Origin of the sequence: Trueperella abortisuis (genome assembly GCF_030811095.1) — a bacterium.
Classification (GTDB): Bacteria; Actinomycetota; Actinomycetes; order Actinomycetales; family Actinomycetaceae; genus Trueperella; species Trueperella abortisuis.
Map to the genome: position 1 here is coordinate 727,588 of NZ_JAUSQL010000001.1, position 16,935 is coordinate 744,522.

At 65.8% G+C, this 16,935-nt stretch carries 13 protein-coding genes; 9 read left to right on the plus strand and 4 right to left on the minus strand.

Annotated features, from left to right (window positions below; genetic code table 11):
- Nucleotides 1–4: 4 nt before the first annotated feature.
- Genes J2S45_RS03205 through J2S45_RS03215 form a run of 3 tightly spaced genes read left to right on the plus strand, consistent with a single transcriptional unit; the run spans nucleotide 5 to nucleotide 3,362 of the window.
- Nucleotides 5–538: a PadR family transcriptional regulator gene (locus J2S45_RS03205; RefSeq protein WP_300047597.1), complete on the plus strand. Its 534-nt coding sequence runs from the start codon at nucleotides 5–7 to the stop codon at nucleotides 536–538.
- A complete protein-coding gene (locus tag J2S45_RS03210; protein ID WP_296931323.1) occupies nucleotides 523–1,194 on the plus strand; it encodes an ABC transporter ATP-binding protein in 672 nt (223 codons plus the stop codon). The genes J2S45_RS03205 and J2S45_RS03210 overlap by 16 nt, the downstream gene beginning before the upstream one ends.
- Nucleotides 1,191–3,362 carry an FtsX-like permease family protein gene (locus tag J2S45_RS03215; RefSeq protein WP_307634521.1) on the plus strand — a complete coding sequence of 724 codons (2,172 nt, stop codon included), beginning with the start codon at nucleotides 1,191–1,193 and terminating at the stop codon, nucleotides 3,360–3,362. The genes J2S45_RS03210 and J2S45_RS03215 overlap by 4 nt, the downstream gene beginning before the upstream one ends.
- Before the next feature lie 20 nt (nucleotides 3,363–3,382).
- Here J2S45_RS03215 and J2S45_RS03220 read toward each other — a convergent pair whose 3' ends face one another.
- From J2S45_RS03220 to pta, 4 genes are all read right to left on the minus strand, one after another.
- On the minus strand, nucleotides 3,383–4,285 hold the full coding sequence (locus J2S45_RS03220; protein WP_307634522.1) for a polysaccharide deacetylase family protein: 903 nt from the start codon (nucleotides 4,283–4,285) through the stop codon (nucleotides 3,383–3,385).
- 72 nt (nucleotides 4,286–4,357) lie between these two features.
- On the minus strand, nucleotides 4,358–4,786 hold the full coding sequence (locus tag J2S45_RS03225) for a GNAT family N-acetyltransferase (protein ID WP_307634523.1): 429 nt from the start codon (nucleotides 4,784–4,786) through the stop codon (nucleotides 4,358–4,360).
- 94 nt (nucleotides 4,787–4,880) lie between these two features.
- Nucleotides 4,881–6,053 carry an acetate/propionate family kinase gene (locus J2S45_RS03230; protein ID WP_307634524.1) on the minus strand — a complete coding sequence of 391 codons (1,173 nt, stop codon included), beginning with the start codon at nucleotides 6,051–6,053 and terminating at the stop codon, nucleotides 4,881–4,883.
- 23 nt (nucleotides 6,054–6,076) lie between these two features.
- Nucleotides 6,077–7,708: a phosphate acetyltransferase gene (pta, locus tag J2S45_RS03235; RefSeq protein WP_307634525.1), complete on the minus strand. Its 1,632-nt coding sequence runs from the start codon at nucleotides 7,706–7,708 to the stop codon at nucleotides 6,077–6,079.
- A gap of 158 nt (nucleotides 7,709–7,866) precedes the next feature.
- On the opposite strand from pta, the gene J2S45_RS03240 reads away from it, so the two are divergent.
- From J2S45_RS03240 to sucC, 6 genes are all read left to right on the plus strand, one after another.
- Nucleotides 7,867–8,874: a pseudouridine synthase gene (locus J2S45_RS03240; RefSeq protein WP_307634526.1), complete on the plus strand. Its 1,008-nt coding sequence runs from the start codon at nucleotides 7,867–7,869 to the stop codon at nucleotides 8,872–8,874.
- A 9-nt stretch (nucleotides 8,875–8,883) separates the two neighbouring features.
- Complete coding sequence (gene guaA / locus J2S45_RS03245) at nucleotides 8,884–10,446, plus strand: glutamine-hydrolyzing GMP synthase (protein WP_307634527.1); 1,563 nt, start codon at nucleotides 8,884–8,886, stop codon at nucleotides 10,444–10,446.
- 197 nt (nucleotides 10,447–10,643) lie between these two features.
- Nucleotides 10,644–11,051, plus strand: coding sequence for an iron chaperone (locus tag J2S45_RS03250; protein WP_296931760.1), 408 nt, complete (start codon nucleotides 10,644–10,646; stop codon nucleotides 11,049–11,051).
- 90 nt (nucleotides 11,052–11,141) lie between these two features.
- On the plus strand, nucleotides 11,142–13,649 hold the full coding sequence (gene pcrA, locus J2S45_RS03255; protein ID WP_307634528.1) for a DNA helicase PcrA: 2,508 nt from the start codon (nucleotides 11,142–11,144) through the stop codon (nucleotides 13,647–13,649).
- On the plus strand, nucleotides 13,646–15,655 hold the full coding sequence (locus tag J2S45_RS03260; protein ID WP_307634529.1) for an acyltransferase family protein: 2,010 nt from the start codon (nucleotides 13,646–13,648) through the stop codon (nucleotides 15,653–15,655). The genes pcrA and J2S45_RS03260 overlap by 4 nt, the downstream gene beginning before the upstream one ends.
- A gap of 106 nt (nucleotides 15,656–15,761) precedes the next feature.
- Nucleotides 15,762–16,934, plus strand: a complete 1,173-nt coding sequence (gene sucC / locus J2S45_RS03265) for an ADP-forming succinate--CoA ligase subunit beta (protein WP_270974790.1) — start codon at nucleotides 15,762–15,764, stop codon at nucleotides 16,932–16,934.
- Nucleotide 16,935: the final 1 nt, after the last annotated feature.

Below are 16,935 nucleotides of genomic sequence, written 5' to 3' on the forward strand. Positions count from 1 at the left end.
GGATATGAGCACCCAGTACGCGCTCCTCGGCCTCATCGCCACGGAACCCACCTACGGATACGAGCTCAAGAAGCTGTATGACTCCCTGTTCGGGGGCGACAAGCCGATCCTGCCCGGTCAGCTCTACGCCGTCCTCGGCCGGCTCGCCCGCGACGCCGCGATCGAGAAGGTCGAGGACACGGGCACCTCTGGCGGGCCCGAGCGCACCCGCTATGCCGTCACCGAGCTCGGCACCGAGCGCCTGCTTGCCTGGCTCGACCAGCCCGAGCAGCCCGCGCCCACCCTCCAAGCAACCCTTTACATGAAGGTCGTGCTTGCCCTCATGATTCACGGCGACGCGGCGCCCTTCCTGCGCGCCCAAAAGGCGGCACACATCGCCCGCATGCGAGAGCTCATCGCCCGGCGTCGGGAAACAAACCTCGCCGAGCGCATTCTGCTCGACAACGCCATCTTCCACATCGAAGCCGACATCCGCTGGATGGACATGACCGCCAGCCGACTCACCCATCTGAAGGAGGAACTATGGACCGCGATGTGATCCTTGAGGGGCGCGCTCTGACGAAGAGCTTCGGGCCCACCCAGGCCATGCGAGGGATCGACCTTGACGTCCAGCGAGGAGAGGTGCTGGCCATCATGGGGCCATCCGGGTCAGGCAAATCCACGCTCCTGCACACGCTGGCCGCGATCGAGGCGCCCGATCAGGGAACGGTCACGCTGAACGGCTCCCGCATCGACACCCTTCCCGACGCCCAACGCACCATACTGCGCCGCACAAAGTTCGGCTTCGTCTTTCAGTTCGGCCAGCTCGTGCCCGAGCTGAACGCGCTGGAGAACGTCATGGTCCCGCTCATGCTGGGCGGCGTGCACAAGAACGAGGCAGAAACCCAGGCCCGGACGTGGCTGGCGCGGGTCGGGCTGACCGACCGGGCGGACTCGCTACCCGGCCAGCTCTCCGGCGGTGAAGCCCAACGCGTGGCGATCGCCCGCGCGCTCATCACCAAGCCCGAGGTGCTGTTCGCCGACGAGCCGACCGGCGCCCTCGACTCCTTCGCCTCCGAGCAGGTGATGGAGATGATCGTGGGCCTCGCACGCGCCGAGGGGCTGACCGTCGTCATGGTGACCCACGAGCCGATGATCGCCGCATACGCGGACCGCGAGGTCGTGGTACGCGACGGCAGGATCGAGGGCCAATGAAACTCGCCGCGCAACTGTTTAAGGCCAGCGCCGCTCGGAGCCGGGGCCGCCTCGCCCTCCTTACCGGGGCTGTCGCGTTCGGCCTGCTCGTCCTCTTTCTCTTTTCCGCCTACCACCACGCGCTTTTCGACAACTCCTACACCGCCTGGGTGCAGGGGCACGACAGGGCTCGTCAGGCCTCCTGGTCGGGTGAAACGCTCCCCGCCGGCGATTCCGACCCCCTGTGGATGCAGCTCTCGCTAGCGAGCGCCTACGCCCTCGGCGACCATGCGACGGCGGTCATGTATGTCGCCACCGACGGCGGTCAGCCCGAGTTGCCGGCGGACCTGCCGCGTTGGCCGGAGCCGGGGGAGTTCTGGGTCTCGCCCGCGGTGGAGGAGTTCATGGAATCCACTCCCTACGATGTGGGGGCTCGGTTTGGAAGCACGAAGCTCGGGGTGCTACCCGAATCGATGGTGGCAGGCCCCGACCAGCGGGTGGTCATCATGGGGATGCGCAAGGCCGATATCCCCGACCCCGTGCCGGTCTACTCCTTCAACGACCCGGCGGTTGACATCAGCACCCAGGTGGTCGGCGCAGTCATCTACCTCGGGGTCACCATCGTTCTCTTTCCCGTCCTCATCCTCATTTCTATCGCCGCCAAACTCGGCAGCGTCCAGCGCGAGCAACGCTACGCGGCGCTACGGCTGGTGGGAGCCACGAACCGGCAGATCCTCACCATCGTCACCTTCGAATCCCTCGTTGCGGCCGTTGGTGGCTTCGCCATCGGGACGGCCGCCTACTTCGCCGCACGTCCGGCCCTATTCGAGCTTTCCTTCGGAGGCGGGCGGCAGTGGCCCTCGCGCATCACCGTCACCCCGCTGCAATGGGTGGTGGTGGCGCTCGCGACCATCGCCCTCATCTTCCTTTCAAACGCGTGGGGGATGCGCGGACTACGGCTTTCGCCCCTCGGCGTGGCACGCCGCCAGAAACCTGAGAGGCGACCCAGTGTGGCGCGGTTAGTGCCCCTGCTTGCCGGAATCGGTGTCTTCATTTATGTCTATCTCAGCGTCGACGAAAACCGGGGTGACGGATCCACCGTCTACCAGATTCTGGCCGCCGTGCTCGCCACGATGATCGGCCTGGTGCTGGCCGGGCCATGGTTCACCTATGCCCTTGGCGGGCTTATCCGCCGCCTCACACAGTCGGCCGACCTCTTTATCGGCTCGTCCTACGTCCGCGCCCACGCCGCCGCCGTCTCACGCTCGGTGGTCGGGGTGGTGCTCGCCCTCTTCGCGGGCAGCTTCTTCCTCACCGCCGTCTCCGATGTGCCCGCGGACTTCTTCGACCAGCGTTCCGACAGCTTCGCGCCGGGCACGGTGAGGGTCGAAGGCGCCGATCAGGAGGAGATAGCCCAGATCGAAGGCGCCCCCTGGGCAAGCGACGTGCGCACGTATCCCCAGCTGGCTGGCGTCTATATGGTCATGCCCTGCGCCGACGCCTCCCGCTACCTCGACAATGTGAGCTGCGAAGGCGGCGTCGTGGCCGTCAACCCCTACGCTCCCGTCAGGCAGGGCGACTACTACGGTGCCGATGTCGCCGAGATCGCGCAGGAGCTAAGCGACAACCAGGGCGCATACATCCAGTACGACGAGGATGGCCAGCCCATCGCCGACACTGTCGCACTCGTCCAGCTGCGCGAGCAGGGCGACGTGGAGGCGCTGCGCAACATCGTGGCACCCCGAGCGGATTCGGTGACGATCGGCGAGGGCGGTGCAACCACGGACACGACGATCCGGATGCTCACCCTCCTGACCTACGTCGGCATCGCGGTGACGCTCGTCGTTTCGGTGATCTCGCTCGTCGTCTCCACGTACGCCGGGCTGCTCGAACGACGCCGCTCGCTACTGAGCCTTCGCCTGTCGGGGATGACGTTGCGCCAGCTGGGGGTCATGGTGCTCGTGGAGTCCTTCGTGCCACTCGTCGTCATGGCAACCCTGGCCACCGCCGCCGGCATCGGTGCGGGCTTCGTGCTCATGCACGCCGTGTCTTACACGCTCAGCGCGCGTTTCACCGGCATGTACGTGGCAGTCCTCATCGGGGCGCTCATAGCGGCCGGCTTCGCGATCGGCGCGATTTTGCCCTCGATCGGGAAGATGACGCGGCTGTCGGTGAATCGGACCGAATAGGGGTGGAGCGGCATTGTTACCTAGTGGGCCTTGACCTGGCCCTGGGAAAAGATCGTCTCGCCCGCGCCAAAGCTATCGCCGAGGAGTTCGGGGACCGTCACGAGCACGTAGCCTTGCGCCTCCAGCTTCGTGATGATGTCGGGGACGGCGGCCACCGAGGTGGGGTGGATGTCGTGCATGAGGATGATCGCGCCGGGGTGCGCTGCGCGCGTGGCCTCGGAAATGACGGACGGCGTGGACAGCGACTCCCAATCCCTGGTATCCACCGACCACAGCACCTCGGCTAGGCCGAGCGAATCGGCGACGGCGTCGACAGTAGCGTTGCGGGCGCCGTAGGGCGGCCGGATCATGTTGGTGTGGATGCCGATGGCGTTGAGCGCGTCGACGGGGGAACCCATCTCCTCGCGCATCCCCGCCTCGGAGAGCTTGGTCAGGACGGGATGGCTCCAACTGTGGGTGCCGATCGCGTGGCCCTCCGCCGCGGCGCGCTGGACGCTCGCCGCACCCCCCTTAATCTTATAGCCCACGAGGAAGAAGGTGGCTGGCACGCCGGCGGCCTTAAGCGTATCTAGGAGCTGGTCCGTGTAGGGGCCGGGGCCGTCGTCGAAGGTCAGTGCCGCACACTTGGCCTGCGAACAGTCCACGCGCCCGTCGGCAAGCTTGGGTGCGGCCTCACGGTTCGCGTTGGGGCCGGGAGCGAGGGGAGCGCCGCCGGGGCCGACCCCGGCCCGCCCTGCGCCGAGGGCGGGGCGCGGACCCCACGTGTTCGGCGGGGCGAACTCCGGATCGTTGTCCAGGCTGTATCCAGAGGTGGGCGCCTTGGAAAAATCGAGCGGCGCCGCCCCGGAGGAAGGCACGGAAGAAGTGCACCCGGTCAGCGCGAGTGCAAACGCTAGGACCCAACTGCCACGGCGATACCTCATGTGAATAAGCCTATTCCCACATATTTACTCCGCGGCCCACCCGTAGGGGGACGGGTGGGCCGCGAAAATGCGCTACTTGTCGGCGTACCGATACACGTTGGTCTCGCGCGCCTCGAATCCGCACCGGCGGTAGAGGCGGTTGGCGGCCTCGCGCGAGGGGCGCGAGGTCAAATCCACGCTCTTGGCTCCTCGCGTGGTGGCGAGGTCGCAGGCGGCCTCTACGAGGGCGCGGCCAACGCCCTTGCCGCGCGCCGCGTCGTCCACCACCACGTCCTCGATCCAGGCACGGGTTCCGGTCGGGATGGTGAAGGTGACCAGGGTGAGCATACCGAGGATCTCGCCCTCGTCCTTGTACACCATGAGATCGATGCACGGCTGGGCGAGCAACTCGCCAATCTGCTCGATGTCCATGGGGCTCGCGCTGGAGGAAAGCTGGGGAATGAGGCGGGCGAAAGCGGCTTCAAGCTGCGGGGTTGCCGAGGTGGCAAGTTCAACTGACATAGGTTCTTCTTCCTTCGGAATGGAATTGGCGCGCGGGGCGACGGCGGCTAGACCTGCGCGATGCAGCCACCATCGCCCCGCGAACGAAACCAGATTAAATGATCTCCATGCACTGGCGCGCGATCGACAGCTCCTCGTTGGTGGGAACCACGCAGATGGTCAAAGAGGAATCCGGGGCGGAGATCACGCGGGCCTCCTTCGAGCGCACGGCGTTCTTCTCCAGATCCAGTTTGACGCCGAACGGGGCGAGGCGGGCACAGACGTCGGCGCGCAGGTCGACGTCGTTCTCCCCGGCACCCGCGGTGAACGTGATCACATCCACCCCGCCCATGACGGCGGTGTAGGCGCCGATGTAGTGCAGCAGGCGGTGGACGTAAACCTCGAGGGCTTCCTTAGCGTTGGGGTCGCCGCTCTCGGCGAGGGAGCGCACCTGGCGCATGTCGTTGTCTCCGGCCAGACCCTTGAGCCCGGACTGCTTGTTGAACAGGTTGTCGATCTCGTCGGTGCTCATTCCCGCCTCGCGAGAGAGGTGGAAGACAGCTGCCGGGTCGATGTCGCCGGTGCGGGTACCCATGACAAGACCTTCGAGCGGGGTCAGACCCATGGAGGTGTCCACCGCCTTTCCGTTGACGACCGCCGACGCCGAGGCGCCATTGCCCAAGTGGAGCACGATCTGCTTGAGATCATCGCGCCCGAGCATCGTGGAGACCTCCCCCGAGACGAACTGGTGGGAGGTGCCGTGCGCGCCGTAGCGGCGAATCTGGTACTTCTCGGCAACGTCACGCTTGAGTGCGTAGGTGGCGGACTCGTTGGGCAGGGACTGGAAAAATGCGGTGTCGAAGACGGCGATGTTGGGCACGTCGAACATTTCGCGCGCCACCCGGATGCCCTTGAGGTGGGCGGGGTTGTGGAGCGGTCCGAGCGGGATGAGATCCTCGATGATCTTCTCGACCTCGTCGGTAATGAGCGCCGCCTTGTCGAAGTACTTTCCGCCCTGAACCACGCGGTGCCCGACGGCGCGGATCCCGGCCTCCGCCAGCGAAGGCCCGTGGGAGTTGAACATGTCGATGACGAGCGACAGGCCCACGGCGTGATCCTCGATCGGCTGATCGAGCTCGAAGGTCTCCTCGCCAACCTCATGCTCGAGGTGGGAGGTGGTTTCACCGATGCGCTCCACGAGTCCCTTGGCGAGGGTTCGACCCGAGTCGGGGTCGATCAGCTGGTACTTGATGGACGACGATCCAGAGTTGATTACCAGTACGGTCACGGATTCTCCTTATTAGTATTGTTCTAGTTCTGCGCCTGGATGGCGGTGATGGCAACCGTGTTGACGATATCTTCCACGAGTGCACCGCGGGAGAGATCATTGACCGGCTTGTTCAGACCCTGCAGGACCGGACCCACGGCCACGGCACCCGCGGAACGCTGGACCGCCTTGTAGCCGATGTTGCCGGCGTTGAGGTTCGGGAAGACGAAAACGGTGGCCTGGCCCGCGACTGGCGAGCCGGGTAGCTTCGTGGCGGCGACGCGGGCGTCGACGGCGGCGTCGTACTGGATCGGGCCCTCGATGGGGAGGTCGGGACGCTGCTCCTTGGCGATGCGGGTGGCCTCCACGACGGCGTCGACGTCCGGGCCCTTACCGGAAGTACCGGTGGAGTAGGAGAGCATGGCCACGCGGGGCTCGACGCCGAACTGGGTGGCCGTTTCGGCGGAGGAGATGGCGATGCCCGCGAGCTGCTCTGGGGTGGGGTTGGTGGTCACGGCGCAGTCGCCGTAGACGTAGACCCGGTCCTCCATGAGCATGAGGAAGCAGGAAGAGACGAGCGCCGCGCCCGGCTTGGTCTTGATGATCTGGAAGGAGGGGACGATCGTGTTCGCGGTGGTGTTGATCGCACCGGAGACCATGCCGTCGGCGTCGCCCATGTGAACCATCATCGTGCCGAAATAGGACAGATCCCCCAGCGTCTCTACAGCCTTGTCGTATGTCACGCCCTTCTTTTCGCGCAGGCGGGCGAACTCGGTGGCGTACTTCGCGATAAGGTCGGGGTCGGTGGGGGAGACCACGTCGGCGGCCTCGAGGTCGAGGCCGAGGCTGGCGGCGCGAGCGAGTACGTCCTCGCGTTCGCCGAGAAGCGTGATGTCGGCCACCTCGCGGCGGATGAGCTCGTCGGCGGCGCGCAGAATGCGTTCGTCGGCGGACTCGGGCAGCACGATCCGCTTGCGCTGGGCACGGGCGCGGGAGATGAGGGATGCGGTGAAGCTGAGCGGGGTGACAACGTCGGAACCGTGTTCCATCGAGGCGCGCACGATCTGCCTGTCGCCATCTGTGAGCTCAACGGCCTCGCCGTCGTAGAGGTAGATGATCGGCACGTGTGCGCCTTCGGGGCTCTGCTCCTCCTCGACGCGCCGTTCGGCGGAGGTGACGGCGACGGCCGAGATCGGCGCGTTCTCTCCCTGGATCTCCAACGAGACGAGGTGAGACAGGCTGACCACCTGCTCGGGGGTGCGCAAGGCGCCGGAGACAACCACGAATACCGAGGTGGCGAGATTGGCGGCGGCGCGGCCGGTGCGGGCGAGTACGCCCGGGTTGACCGGGTCGCCATCGAGGAGGCCGAGAATGAGGACGGCGTCGAAGTTCTGGGCGTAGTCGGTGTAGCGCTTGACGAGGTCCGTCATCGCTGCATCTTCATTGCGCACGTACGCCTGGCGAGTGGTGCCCCACGCGATGTCGAGGTCCGCCTCGCGCCCCACGAGCTTGAGGAGGTCTACGAACTCGTCGTCGGTGTCGATCGGACCGTTGGTGAAGGCGCGGAAGATGCCGAGCTTGGGGTAGTCCTGGGTGAGCTGTTCGATGACCGCGCGGGCGACGGGGCGGGTGCCGGAGTTCCCCTCTGCTGCGGTGAAGTAGACGCTCTTGGTCATGTCATCCTCTCTTATAATTCTATTGCACGGCCGAGCCGTGCTCCTATCGTCCCACGTTTGGGCGCGGGATGAAGAGATTTCGGCATAATTCCGTATGAGACCACGTACGCGCAAGCCAGGACCAAAGGGCGAAAAAACGGCGGGAAAAGGAGGCTGGAGTGGGACGCAGGCCACGCTCACAGCGACGTTCGGCACACCGACGCGCCGTCCGCCCCGCCCTTCGCGGAGGGATCAACGCCTCGCCCGTCGTCCTTCCCCAGGCCGACTATGTCACGCTGGGAGACTGGGCGGAAGGCCGTTTTGGGGCCGAGGGCGCCGCGATCTTTGACGGTGATGTCTTCTACGACTTCTCCGCCCCCGCCCACGCCGCCGACCGCTACCGGCCAGGTACCCGCCTCCACATCTTCCGGCCCGTCCCCGACGAGCCGGACGAGCCCATTGGCCTCGATATCGCCCACCGCGCCGAACGTTTCGTGGTCGTTGACAAACCCCATGGCATCGCCACCATCCCACGCGGCTCCTACGTGGCGCGTAGCGTGACAGTGGCGGCCCGGCGCCAGTTCGCCAACGACGACGTATGCGCAGCTCATCGACTCGACGCCGAGACTGCCGGACTCGTTCTGCTCACGCTCGACCCGCGCTGGCGAGGTCCCTACCAGGACATGTTCGCAAACCGGAAGGTGACTAAGGTTTATTACGCGGTGGCGCCGTCAATCGATCTGGGGGCACTGGCCGGCCGGGTGGCTGGAGTCGTGGCGGTGGAGCCCGCGCAAGCCGAGGCGCTGGGTGTGAGGGTAGCGGACGGCGTCGTGAACGTGGTCCTGCACCTGAGCCGGGAGCCGGGTGAGATCGCGGTGCGAGTGGGTGAGGGTGAGCCGAATGCGAGCACGCTCGTCGTCAAGGACCGCCAGCTGGAGGCTGGCCTGGCACTCTACGAGCTGCGGCCCGTGACGGGCAGGCTGCACCAGCTTCGCGCCACGATGAACTACCTCGGGGCGCCGATCACCGGCGACCCGCTTTACCCGCGCGTGCTACCACTGGAAGAGGCGGCGCTGCGCCCGCTGCCGACCCAGTTGCTGGCGGCGCGCCTCGAATTCGTTGACCCAGTGGACGGGAGCGCCGTGGTGGCACGAACGCGCAGGACACTGGAGCTCCTTTCGCGGTAGTCTGGTGGGGTGAGTGAACTACGCCCAGTTTTGGTTATTGACAATGGAGCGCAAAACGCGCAACTGATCGCGCGCCGCGTACGCGACGCCGGTTACTACTCCGAGCTCGTTCCGCACTCCTGGAGCGCGCAGCGAGCGCTAGAGAAGCATCCGGCGGCGATCATCCTCTCAGGTGGGCCCTCCTCGGTCTACGCCGAAGGCGCCCCTCAGCTTGACCCCGCCATCCTCGAAGCCGGAATCCCCGTGCTCGGGATCTGCTACGGCTTCCAGCAGATGACCCACGCGCTTGGCGGAACCGTGGAGAGGGCAGACAAAGAGTACGGCAACACTCCGGCGCAGATGGTGGCCGACGGCGTCGTGACCGGACCGGCCGGCGGGACGGCGAGCGTGTGGATGAGTCACGGCGACTCGGTTACCCGCGCCCCGGAGGGCTTCACCGTGACGGCGACAACGCCGGGCGCGCAGGTGGCGGCGATGGAGAACGCGCAGCGCAGGCTGTTCGGCCTGCAGTGGCACCCCGAAGCCAAGCACTGCGAGTACGGCCAGGAGCAGATCGAAGCCTTCCTACGCGAGGGGGCGGGACTGGAGCCGAACTGGGACTCGTCGTCGGTGATTGAGGATCAGGTGCGCAAGATTCGCGAGCAGGTGGGCGACAAGCACGCCATCTGCGCGCTGTCTGGCGGCGTGGATTCGTCGGTGGCCGCGGCCCTCGTCCACAAGGCGATCGGGGACCAACTCACGTGCGTTTTTGTCGACCACGGGCTACTTCGCAAGGGCGAGGCCGAGCAGGTGGTGCGAGACTACGCGGGTTCGCTCGGCATCCGCGTGGTGGCGGTGGACGAATCGGAGCGTTTCCTTTCTGCGCTCGAGGGGGTGACCGACCCGGAAACCAAGCGCAAGATCATTGGCCGCGAGTTCATCCGTTCCTTCGAGGCCGCCCAGCGCGCGCTCGTTGAGGAGGCCGGCGCCGAGGGCAAGGAGATCAAGTTCCTCGTGCAGGGCACGCTTTACCCCGACGTCGTGGAGTCCGGTGGCGGGGATGGCACGGCGAACATCAAGTCCCATCACAACGTGGGCGGCCTTCCCGAGGACCTGGACTTCGAGCTGGTGGAACCGTTGCGTGACCTGTTCAAGGACGAGGTGCGCGCGATCGGCCTGGAGCTCGGGCTGGATGAGAAGCTCGTGTGGCGCCAGCCGTTCCCCGGGCCGGGCCTGGGCATCCGCGTGGTCGGAGCCGTCAACCGGGAGCGCCTGGATATCTTGCGCGAGGCGGATGCGATCGTGCGTGAGGAGCTGTCGGCCGCCGGCCTGGATCGCGAGATCTGGCAGTGCCCGGTGGTGTTGCTGGCCGACGTGCGCTCGGTGGGCGTGCAGGGCGACGGGCGCACCTATGGCCATCCGATCGTGTTGCGGCCTGTTTCCTCCGAGGATGCGATGAGCGCCGACTGGACCCGCATTCCCTACGACCTGCTGTCCAAGATCTCCAACCGGATTACGAACGAGGTTGAGGAGATCAACCGCGTGGTGCTAGACGTGACGAGCAAGCCGCCGGGGACCATCGAGTGGGAGTAGGCGCTCCTGCGCGGCGACAGCCGGATTATTGGGCTTGGCCCTCGAGGCAAGTCTTGAATCTGGGGCCGGGGCTCGCACAGCGCTCGGTAGCCAGATAGGTCAGGCGTAGCGGCGGCGGGCGCGGGCGGCCAGATTGTTAAGAGGCGCGTCGGGAGTTGCGCTACGGTGAGCTCAGGATGAGTGAAAGTGAGAGTGGTATGGCCACCATAGTTCGTGGCGACGAGCCGCTCGCCGACTTCTTCGAGCCCGTTCTTGCCAAGATTCCCAATAACGCAAACCGCGCCCGCGCGATCGAGGTACTTCAGTGGGTGGAGCGCACGTACCCGCGCCTTGGCTGGCGCATTGCGTGGAACCAGCCCATGGCAACTGATCACGGCACGTTCATCATCGGCTTTTCGTACGCAGCCAAGCACATCGCGGTTGCGGGGGAGGGTGACGTCATCGCCGACTTTGCCGAGGAGCTCGCCGCCCGCGGAATCTCTCACGGTTCTAAGATCTTCCGTTTGCCGTGGGACGAGCCGATTCCCTATGATTTCCTCGCCATGGTCATTGACCACAACATCGAGCAGAAGAAGGACGTGACCACCTTCTGGCGTGGATTTTGATTCCTTGCCCGATGCACGGGGCGCCTGGCAAGAAGTGTCGGAGGGGTCAATTAAGCTGAAGTCGTTATGTCTGATGCTTATCAAAACGCCATGGATCGCCTGCGTGCCCGCGTCGCGGCAGCGCAGGAAGCCAGTGATGCCCGCCGGCCGGTAGCCGCGCCTCCCGAGCCGATGGCTTCCGCCAGCCCTGCCGAAGACTCGCTGCTTTCGGGGCTCAATTCTCGCCAGCGCGAAGCGGTGGTCCACACGGGCGGGCACCTGCTCGTCGTCGCCGGTGCGGGCTCGGGCAAGACGCGCGTGCTCACCACCCGCATCTCTCACCTCATCTCGACGGCGCGAGTACGCCCGTCGGAGATCCTGGCCATCACATTCACGAACAAGGCGGCCAAGGAAATGCGCGAGCGCCTCGAGGCGATGATCGGCCCGGCCGCCACGCGGATGTGGATCTCCACCTTCCACTCGGCGTGCGTGCGGATCCTGCGCGCGGAGCACGAAGCGCTGGGGATGCGCTCCACCTTCACGATCTATGACGCGGCCGATTCGAACCGGCTCATGACGATGGTGGCGCGCGAAGAAAACATTGACACGAAGCAATACCCGGCAAAGAAGCTGCTCCGCCAGGTCTCGGACCTGAAGAATGAGATGGTCACTGCGGGGGAGTTTGAGCGGGGTGACCTCAACCGCGACGAACGGGTCCTCGCCCAGGCCTACGCCGGCTACCAGCGCCGGCTCAAAGCCGCCAACGCGCTCGACTTCGATGACCTCATCATGCTTACCGTCAACCTGCTCAAGGGTAATCCCGCGATTGCCGAGCACTATCGGCGGCGCTTCCGCCACATCCTCGTGGACGAATACCAGGACACGAACGTGGCCCAGTACGAACTGATCCGGGTGCTCGTGGGCGGCGAGTCGGACGATCCGCACGGGGAGCTGACCGTGGTGGGTGATGCGGACCAGTCGATCTACGCCTTCCGCGGCGCGACGATCCGCAACATCCAGGACTTCGAGCAGGACTTCCCGAACGCCACCTCGATCCTGCTCGAGCAGAACTACCGTTCCACCCAGAACATCCTCTCGGCAGCGAACGCCGTCATCGCCAACAATGCCGGGCGGCGGCCGAAACGGCTGTGGACGGACTCGGGTAGCGGGGAGAAGATCGTGGGCTACGTGGCCGACGCGGAGTCGGATGAGGCCTCCTTCGTCGTGGAGGAGATCGATTCGCTACGCGGCCAGGGTTTCACCTACGGGCAGGTCGCCGTGTTCTACCGCACGAACGCCCAGTCGCGCGCTTTGGAGGAGATGTTTGTCCGCTCTGGCATCCCGTACAAGGTGGTGGGTGGCACCAAGTTCTATGAGCGCAAGGAAATCAAGGACGCGATCGCCTACCTGCACGCGATAGCCAACCCGGACGATACGGTCTCCATCCGCCGCATCCTTAACGAGCCGCGGCGCGGGCTGGGTGCGAAGGCGGAGGACGCCGTTGCCGCACACGCTGCCCGCTTCGGGATCTCCTTCGGGGCCGCGCTTGCCGACGTCGCCCACCCGGAGGACGCCGTCGCCGCCGGCCGGGCGCCCGTGGAGGGCCTGCAGGCGCGGGCAGTGAACGCGATGGGGGACTTCACGCTCATGCTGGAGGAAATCCGCGCGAAAGCGGAGGCGGGTGCGGCTGCCGCCGACGTGCTCGACGAGGTCATGGACCGCTCCGGTTATCTCGCCGCGTTACAGAAATCGAACGATCCGCAGGACGAGGTCCGGGTGGAGAACCTGGCCGAGTTCCACTCTGTTGCCTCCGATTTCTCCGTTGTCAACGACGCCGGCACGCTCGGCGATTTCCTCGACCAGGTCTCGCTCGTGGCCGACTCTGACCAGATTCCGGACGAGGGCGGCGGTGAGGGCGAAGTTGTCCTCATGACCGTCCATACGGCCAAGGGTTTGGAGTTCCCGGTCGTGTTCGTCACGGGTATGGAGGACGGCACCTTCCCGCACATCCGGGCGATGAACTCGCCGCAGGAGCTGGAGGAGGAGCGGCGGTTGGCCTACGTGGCCTTTACTCGCGCCCGCCAACGCCTGTACGTGACCCGGGCGGGCGCACGCTCGCAATGGGGAGCCCCCCAGGAGCTACCCGCCTCGCGTTTCCTGGAGGAAATCCCCGAGGAGGTGATCGAGTGGCGGCGGGACGAATCGGCCATGCAGACGCTACGCCAGGGCTCGGGCTGGGGAAATTCGTGGGGTGGATCGCGGCGTAGCTCGCGCTATAGAGAATCCTTCGATGATGATTTCGCCCCCGCCATCGGCGCCGGCGACGGGCGAGCCTTCGTCCCGGGCAAGTTCGGTCAGAAGCCCGCCGCGGAGGACGCCGCGAACGCGTTGGACGGAGCGGGCGGGCAGGCTGCGGGCTGCCCGGGGGCAGGTTCGAGCGCGGTCCCCGAAACGGGCGGGCTTGCCGTGGGCGACACGGTTCGCCACAAGTCCTTCGGCGTGGGGCGGATCATCGCCTTCGAGGGCAAGGGCAGATCCACGATCGCCAAGGTGACGTTCAAATCCGGTCCCACCAAGCGTCTCATGTTGCGCTTTGCACCATTGGAGAAGGTCTCATGAGCTACGGTCTACGCACCCCGCGGCCCTCCGCCGACGCGGCAGGGGAATCCGGCTCCCGTGATCCAGGGCGGGAAACAGCGGGGCAGGAAGCGCCCGAGCGGCGCAAGATGCGTGAGCGCGGGGTGGGCCGTGCGTCGCGCGGCGAGGCCTCATCCATGGCCGACCATGGCGGATATATCACCGGCCTGGACGGCGTGCGTGCCCTGGCCGTGACGGCGGTGATCGCCTACCACCTCTTCCCGGGCGAGGTGAAGGGCGGCTTCCTCGGCGTGGACGTCTTCTTTGTCCTATCCGGCTTCCTCATCACCACCCTGCTCCTGCGCGAGGACCGGGCGAACAACTACATCAACCTCAAGGCGTTCTGGCAAAGACGAATCCGACGCCTCATCCCGGCGCTGGTGGCGCTCATTGTGGTGGTCGTCCCCGCGGCGCTCGTGATCAATCGCGACCTGCTGGTCGGGGTGCGACGCCAGGTGCTCGGCGCGTTGACCTTCTCCACGAACTGGCTGGAGATCGCCCACGGCTCATCCTACTTCGATCAGACCACGCCAAACCTGTTCAAGAACTTCTGGTCGCTGGCGATTGAGGAGCAGTTCTACCTCTTCTGGCCGCTGCTCATGCTCGTGGTCCTCGCTCTCCTGCCCGGGTGGCGGTCACGTCTCGGCCTTGCCAGCGTCCTCGCCATTGGCTCGGCCGGCCTCATGATGGTGCTGTACGACGGCGACAACGCCACCACCGTCTACTACGCCACCCACACTCACCTGTTCGGGATCGCGATCGGCATCGGGTTGGCCTTCCTCTGGGCGGACCGGGGTAGTTTCCTCGGGCGGGCGCATTGGCGCCAGTTCTCGGCCTGGTATGGGTGGGCTGCGCTGGCATTGCTGTGTCTGTTCATGCTCATCCTGCCGGATTCGGGGCCGTGGGCGTACGTGGGCGGGATGTTCATCGCCTCCCTGCTTGCCGCGGTGGTCATCGCCTCCATGCTCGCCCCCGGATCGGTGCTGGCCATGATGGGGCAGTGGCGCGTGCCGCGCTGGATCGGCACGCGCTCCTATGGGCTGTACCTGTGGCACTGGCCGATTCTCGTGATGGTGGGCGTCGCCTACCCGGTGGCTTTCGGTTCCTTGGCCTACCTGATTCGCTCGCTGGTCGCGGTGGCGCTGACCGCCGTGATCTGTGAGCTCTCCTTCCGCTACCTGGAGACCCCCGTGCGCAGGCGGGGAATCCGCGCGTCGTTGGCCTGGGCGTGGAACGCCAGGCAGACCGCCATGGGCAAGGTGGGCGCCGGCGTCGTCGCCATAGCGCTGGTCGCCACCCTGGTCGGACTGGTGGTTGCCCCGGCGAAGAGCCAGACGCAGCTGATGATCGAGCAAAACGAGGACACCTCAATCGGAGGCGAGTCGCCGGGCGCGCCGGCGCCGACCGCCCCTGACGAGCCCGCGCCGGGCTCGCTCTCACCGACGCTCGATACCTCGATGCCGACGTGGCCCGAAGTCACTGCGATCGGGGATTCGATGGTGGCCGCCTCCAAGACGGGCATCGAGTATGCGATGCCCGGTGTCACTTTCCTCGCGCGGTCGAACCTGAAGTGGTCCGAGGCGCTCGGCGTCGTGAACGCGGGGCTGGCAGACGGGTCCATCGGGCGGGTGGTGATCCTTCACTACGGCACGAACGCGGGCGTTACAAACGAAGACGTGGTGCGTGCTGTTATCCAAGCCCTCGGCCCGGATCGAATGATCCTCCTTGTCAACCTCTATTCGCCCTCCACGTTCATCGACGCCTCCAACGACAAGCTGGCCGAGGTGGCCGGGGAGTACCGCAACGTCATGCTTGTCGATTGGCACAAGGCTGCCGCTGAGAACCCGGACCTGCTTCAGGTTGACGCCACGCACACCTCAATCGAGGGGGCAAACTTCTATGGCAATCTCATGAAGGAATCCATAGAGAAGTTTTCCGTGGAGCTGACGCTGGGGAAGGGGGCCGCGCTCTTTGCACGAGTGAAGTAGGAAATTGCGCTAAACAGTGAGCGGCGAGCCTGATATTTCGCTATGCTCAAAGAGATGTCTCGACGCCGAGACAATTGGGGACGTTAGCCAAGCGAAAGGACACTTCGTGGATCTCTACGAGTACCAGGCACGCGACCTTTTTGCCAAGCACGGAGTTCCCGTGCTAGCGGGCAGAGTCGCGAGCACACCGGATGAAGCATACGAAGCGGCGACGCAGCTGCTCAAGGACGGCGACCTCGTGGTCGTCAAAGCACAGGTCAAGACGGGCGGCCGCGGCAAGGCGGGCGGCGTGAAGCTCGCGCGCACCGCCGACGAAGCCCGCGAAAAGGCCGAGGCGATTCTCGGCATGGACATCAAGGGTCACACGGTTCACCGCGTCCTGATTGCGGCGGGCGCGGACATTGCCGAGGAATACTACTTCTCCATCCTCCTCGATCGCTCCGAGCGGCGTTATCTCGCCATGTGCTCGATCGAAGGCGGCATGGAAATCGAGCAGCTGGCGGCCGAGCGCCCGGAAGCGCTCGCGAAGGTACCAGTCAACCCCAACGTGGGCGTAGATGAGGCCAAGGCCCGCGAGATCGTGGATGCGGCCGGCTTCCCGGAGGATCTCAAGGGCGCGGTTGCCGATGTCATCGTCAAACTCGGCGAGGTCTACGCGGCCGAGGATGCCACGCTCGTGGAGGTCAACCCGTTGGTCAGGACCACCGACGGCGACATCCTCGCCCTCGATGGCAAGGTCACCGTGGATGACAACGCCCGCTTCCGCCACCCCGACCACGAGAAGTTGGTAGACAAGCAGACGGAGAACCCGCTCGAGGCCAAGGCAAAGGCGCTGGGATTGAATTACGTCAAGCTGGAGGGCGGCTCCGTGGGGATCATCGGTAACGGTGCCGGGCTCGTCATGTCCACGCTCGACGTCGTCGCCTACGCGGGCGAAAAGCTAGGCGTGGGGCCAGCGAACTTCCTCGACATCGGCGGCGGCGCGGACGCCACCGTCATGTCGAACGGCCTGGACGTCATCCTGGGCGACCCGGACGTCAGGTCCGTGTTCGTCAACGTCTTCGGCGGAATCACCGCGTGTGACCAAGTTGCCGCCGGTATCGTCAAGGCGCTCGAGATCCTGGGGGAGAACGCCACCAAGCCGATCGTCGTGCGCCTGGACGGCAACAACGTCGTCGAGGGCCGGGCGATCCTGGCCGAGGCGGATCACCCGCTGGTGACGCTTGTGGACACGATGGACGGAGCCGCCGCGAAGGCGGCCGAGCTGGCAGCGAAGTAGG

Excerpts from the sequence above, each read along its gene's own strand:
- J2S45_RS03205 (WP_300047597.1), top strand. The coding sequence starts at position 5 with ATGAGCACCCAGTACGCGCTCCTCGGCCTCATCGCCACGGAACCCACC.
- J2S45_RS03210 (WP_296931323.1), top strand. The coding sequence starts at position 523 with ATGGACCGCGATGTGATCCTTGAGGGGCGCGCTCTGACGAAGAGCTTC.
- J2S45_RS03215 (WP_307634521.1), top strand. The coding sequence starts at position 1,191 with ATGAAACTCGCCGCGCAACTGTTTAAGGCCAGCGCCGCTCGGAGCCGG.
- J2S45_RS03220 (WP_307634522.1), bottom strand. The coding sequence starts at position 4,285 with ATGAGGTATCGCCGTGGCAGTTGGGTCCTAGCGTTTGCACTCGCGCTG.
- J2S45_RS03225 (WP_307634523.1), bottom strand. The coding sequence starts at position 4,786 with ATGTCAGTTGAACTTGCCACCTCGGCAACCCCGCAGCTTGAAGCCGCT.
- pta (WP_307634525.1), bottom strand. The coding sequence starts at position 7,708 with ATGACCAAGAGCGTCTACTTCACCGCAGCAGAGGGGAACTCCGGCACC.
- J2S45_RS03250 (WP_296931760.1), top strand. The coding sequence starts at position 10,644 with ATGGCCACCATAGTTCGTGGCGACGAGCCGCTCGCCGACTTCTTCGAG.
- pcrA (WP_307634528.1), top strand. The coding sequence starts at position 11,142 with ATGGATCGCCTGCGTGCCCGCGTCGCGGCAGCGCAGGAAGCCAGTGAT.
- J2S45_RS03260 (WP_307634529.1), top strand. The coding sequence starts at position 13,646 with ATGAGCTACGGTCTACGCACCCCGCGGCCCTCCGCCGACGCGGCAGGG.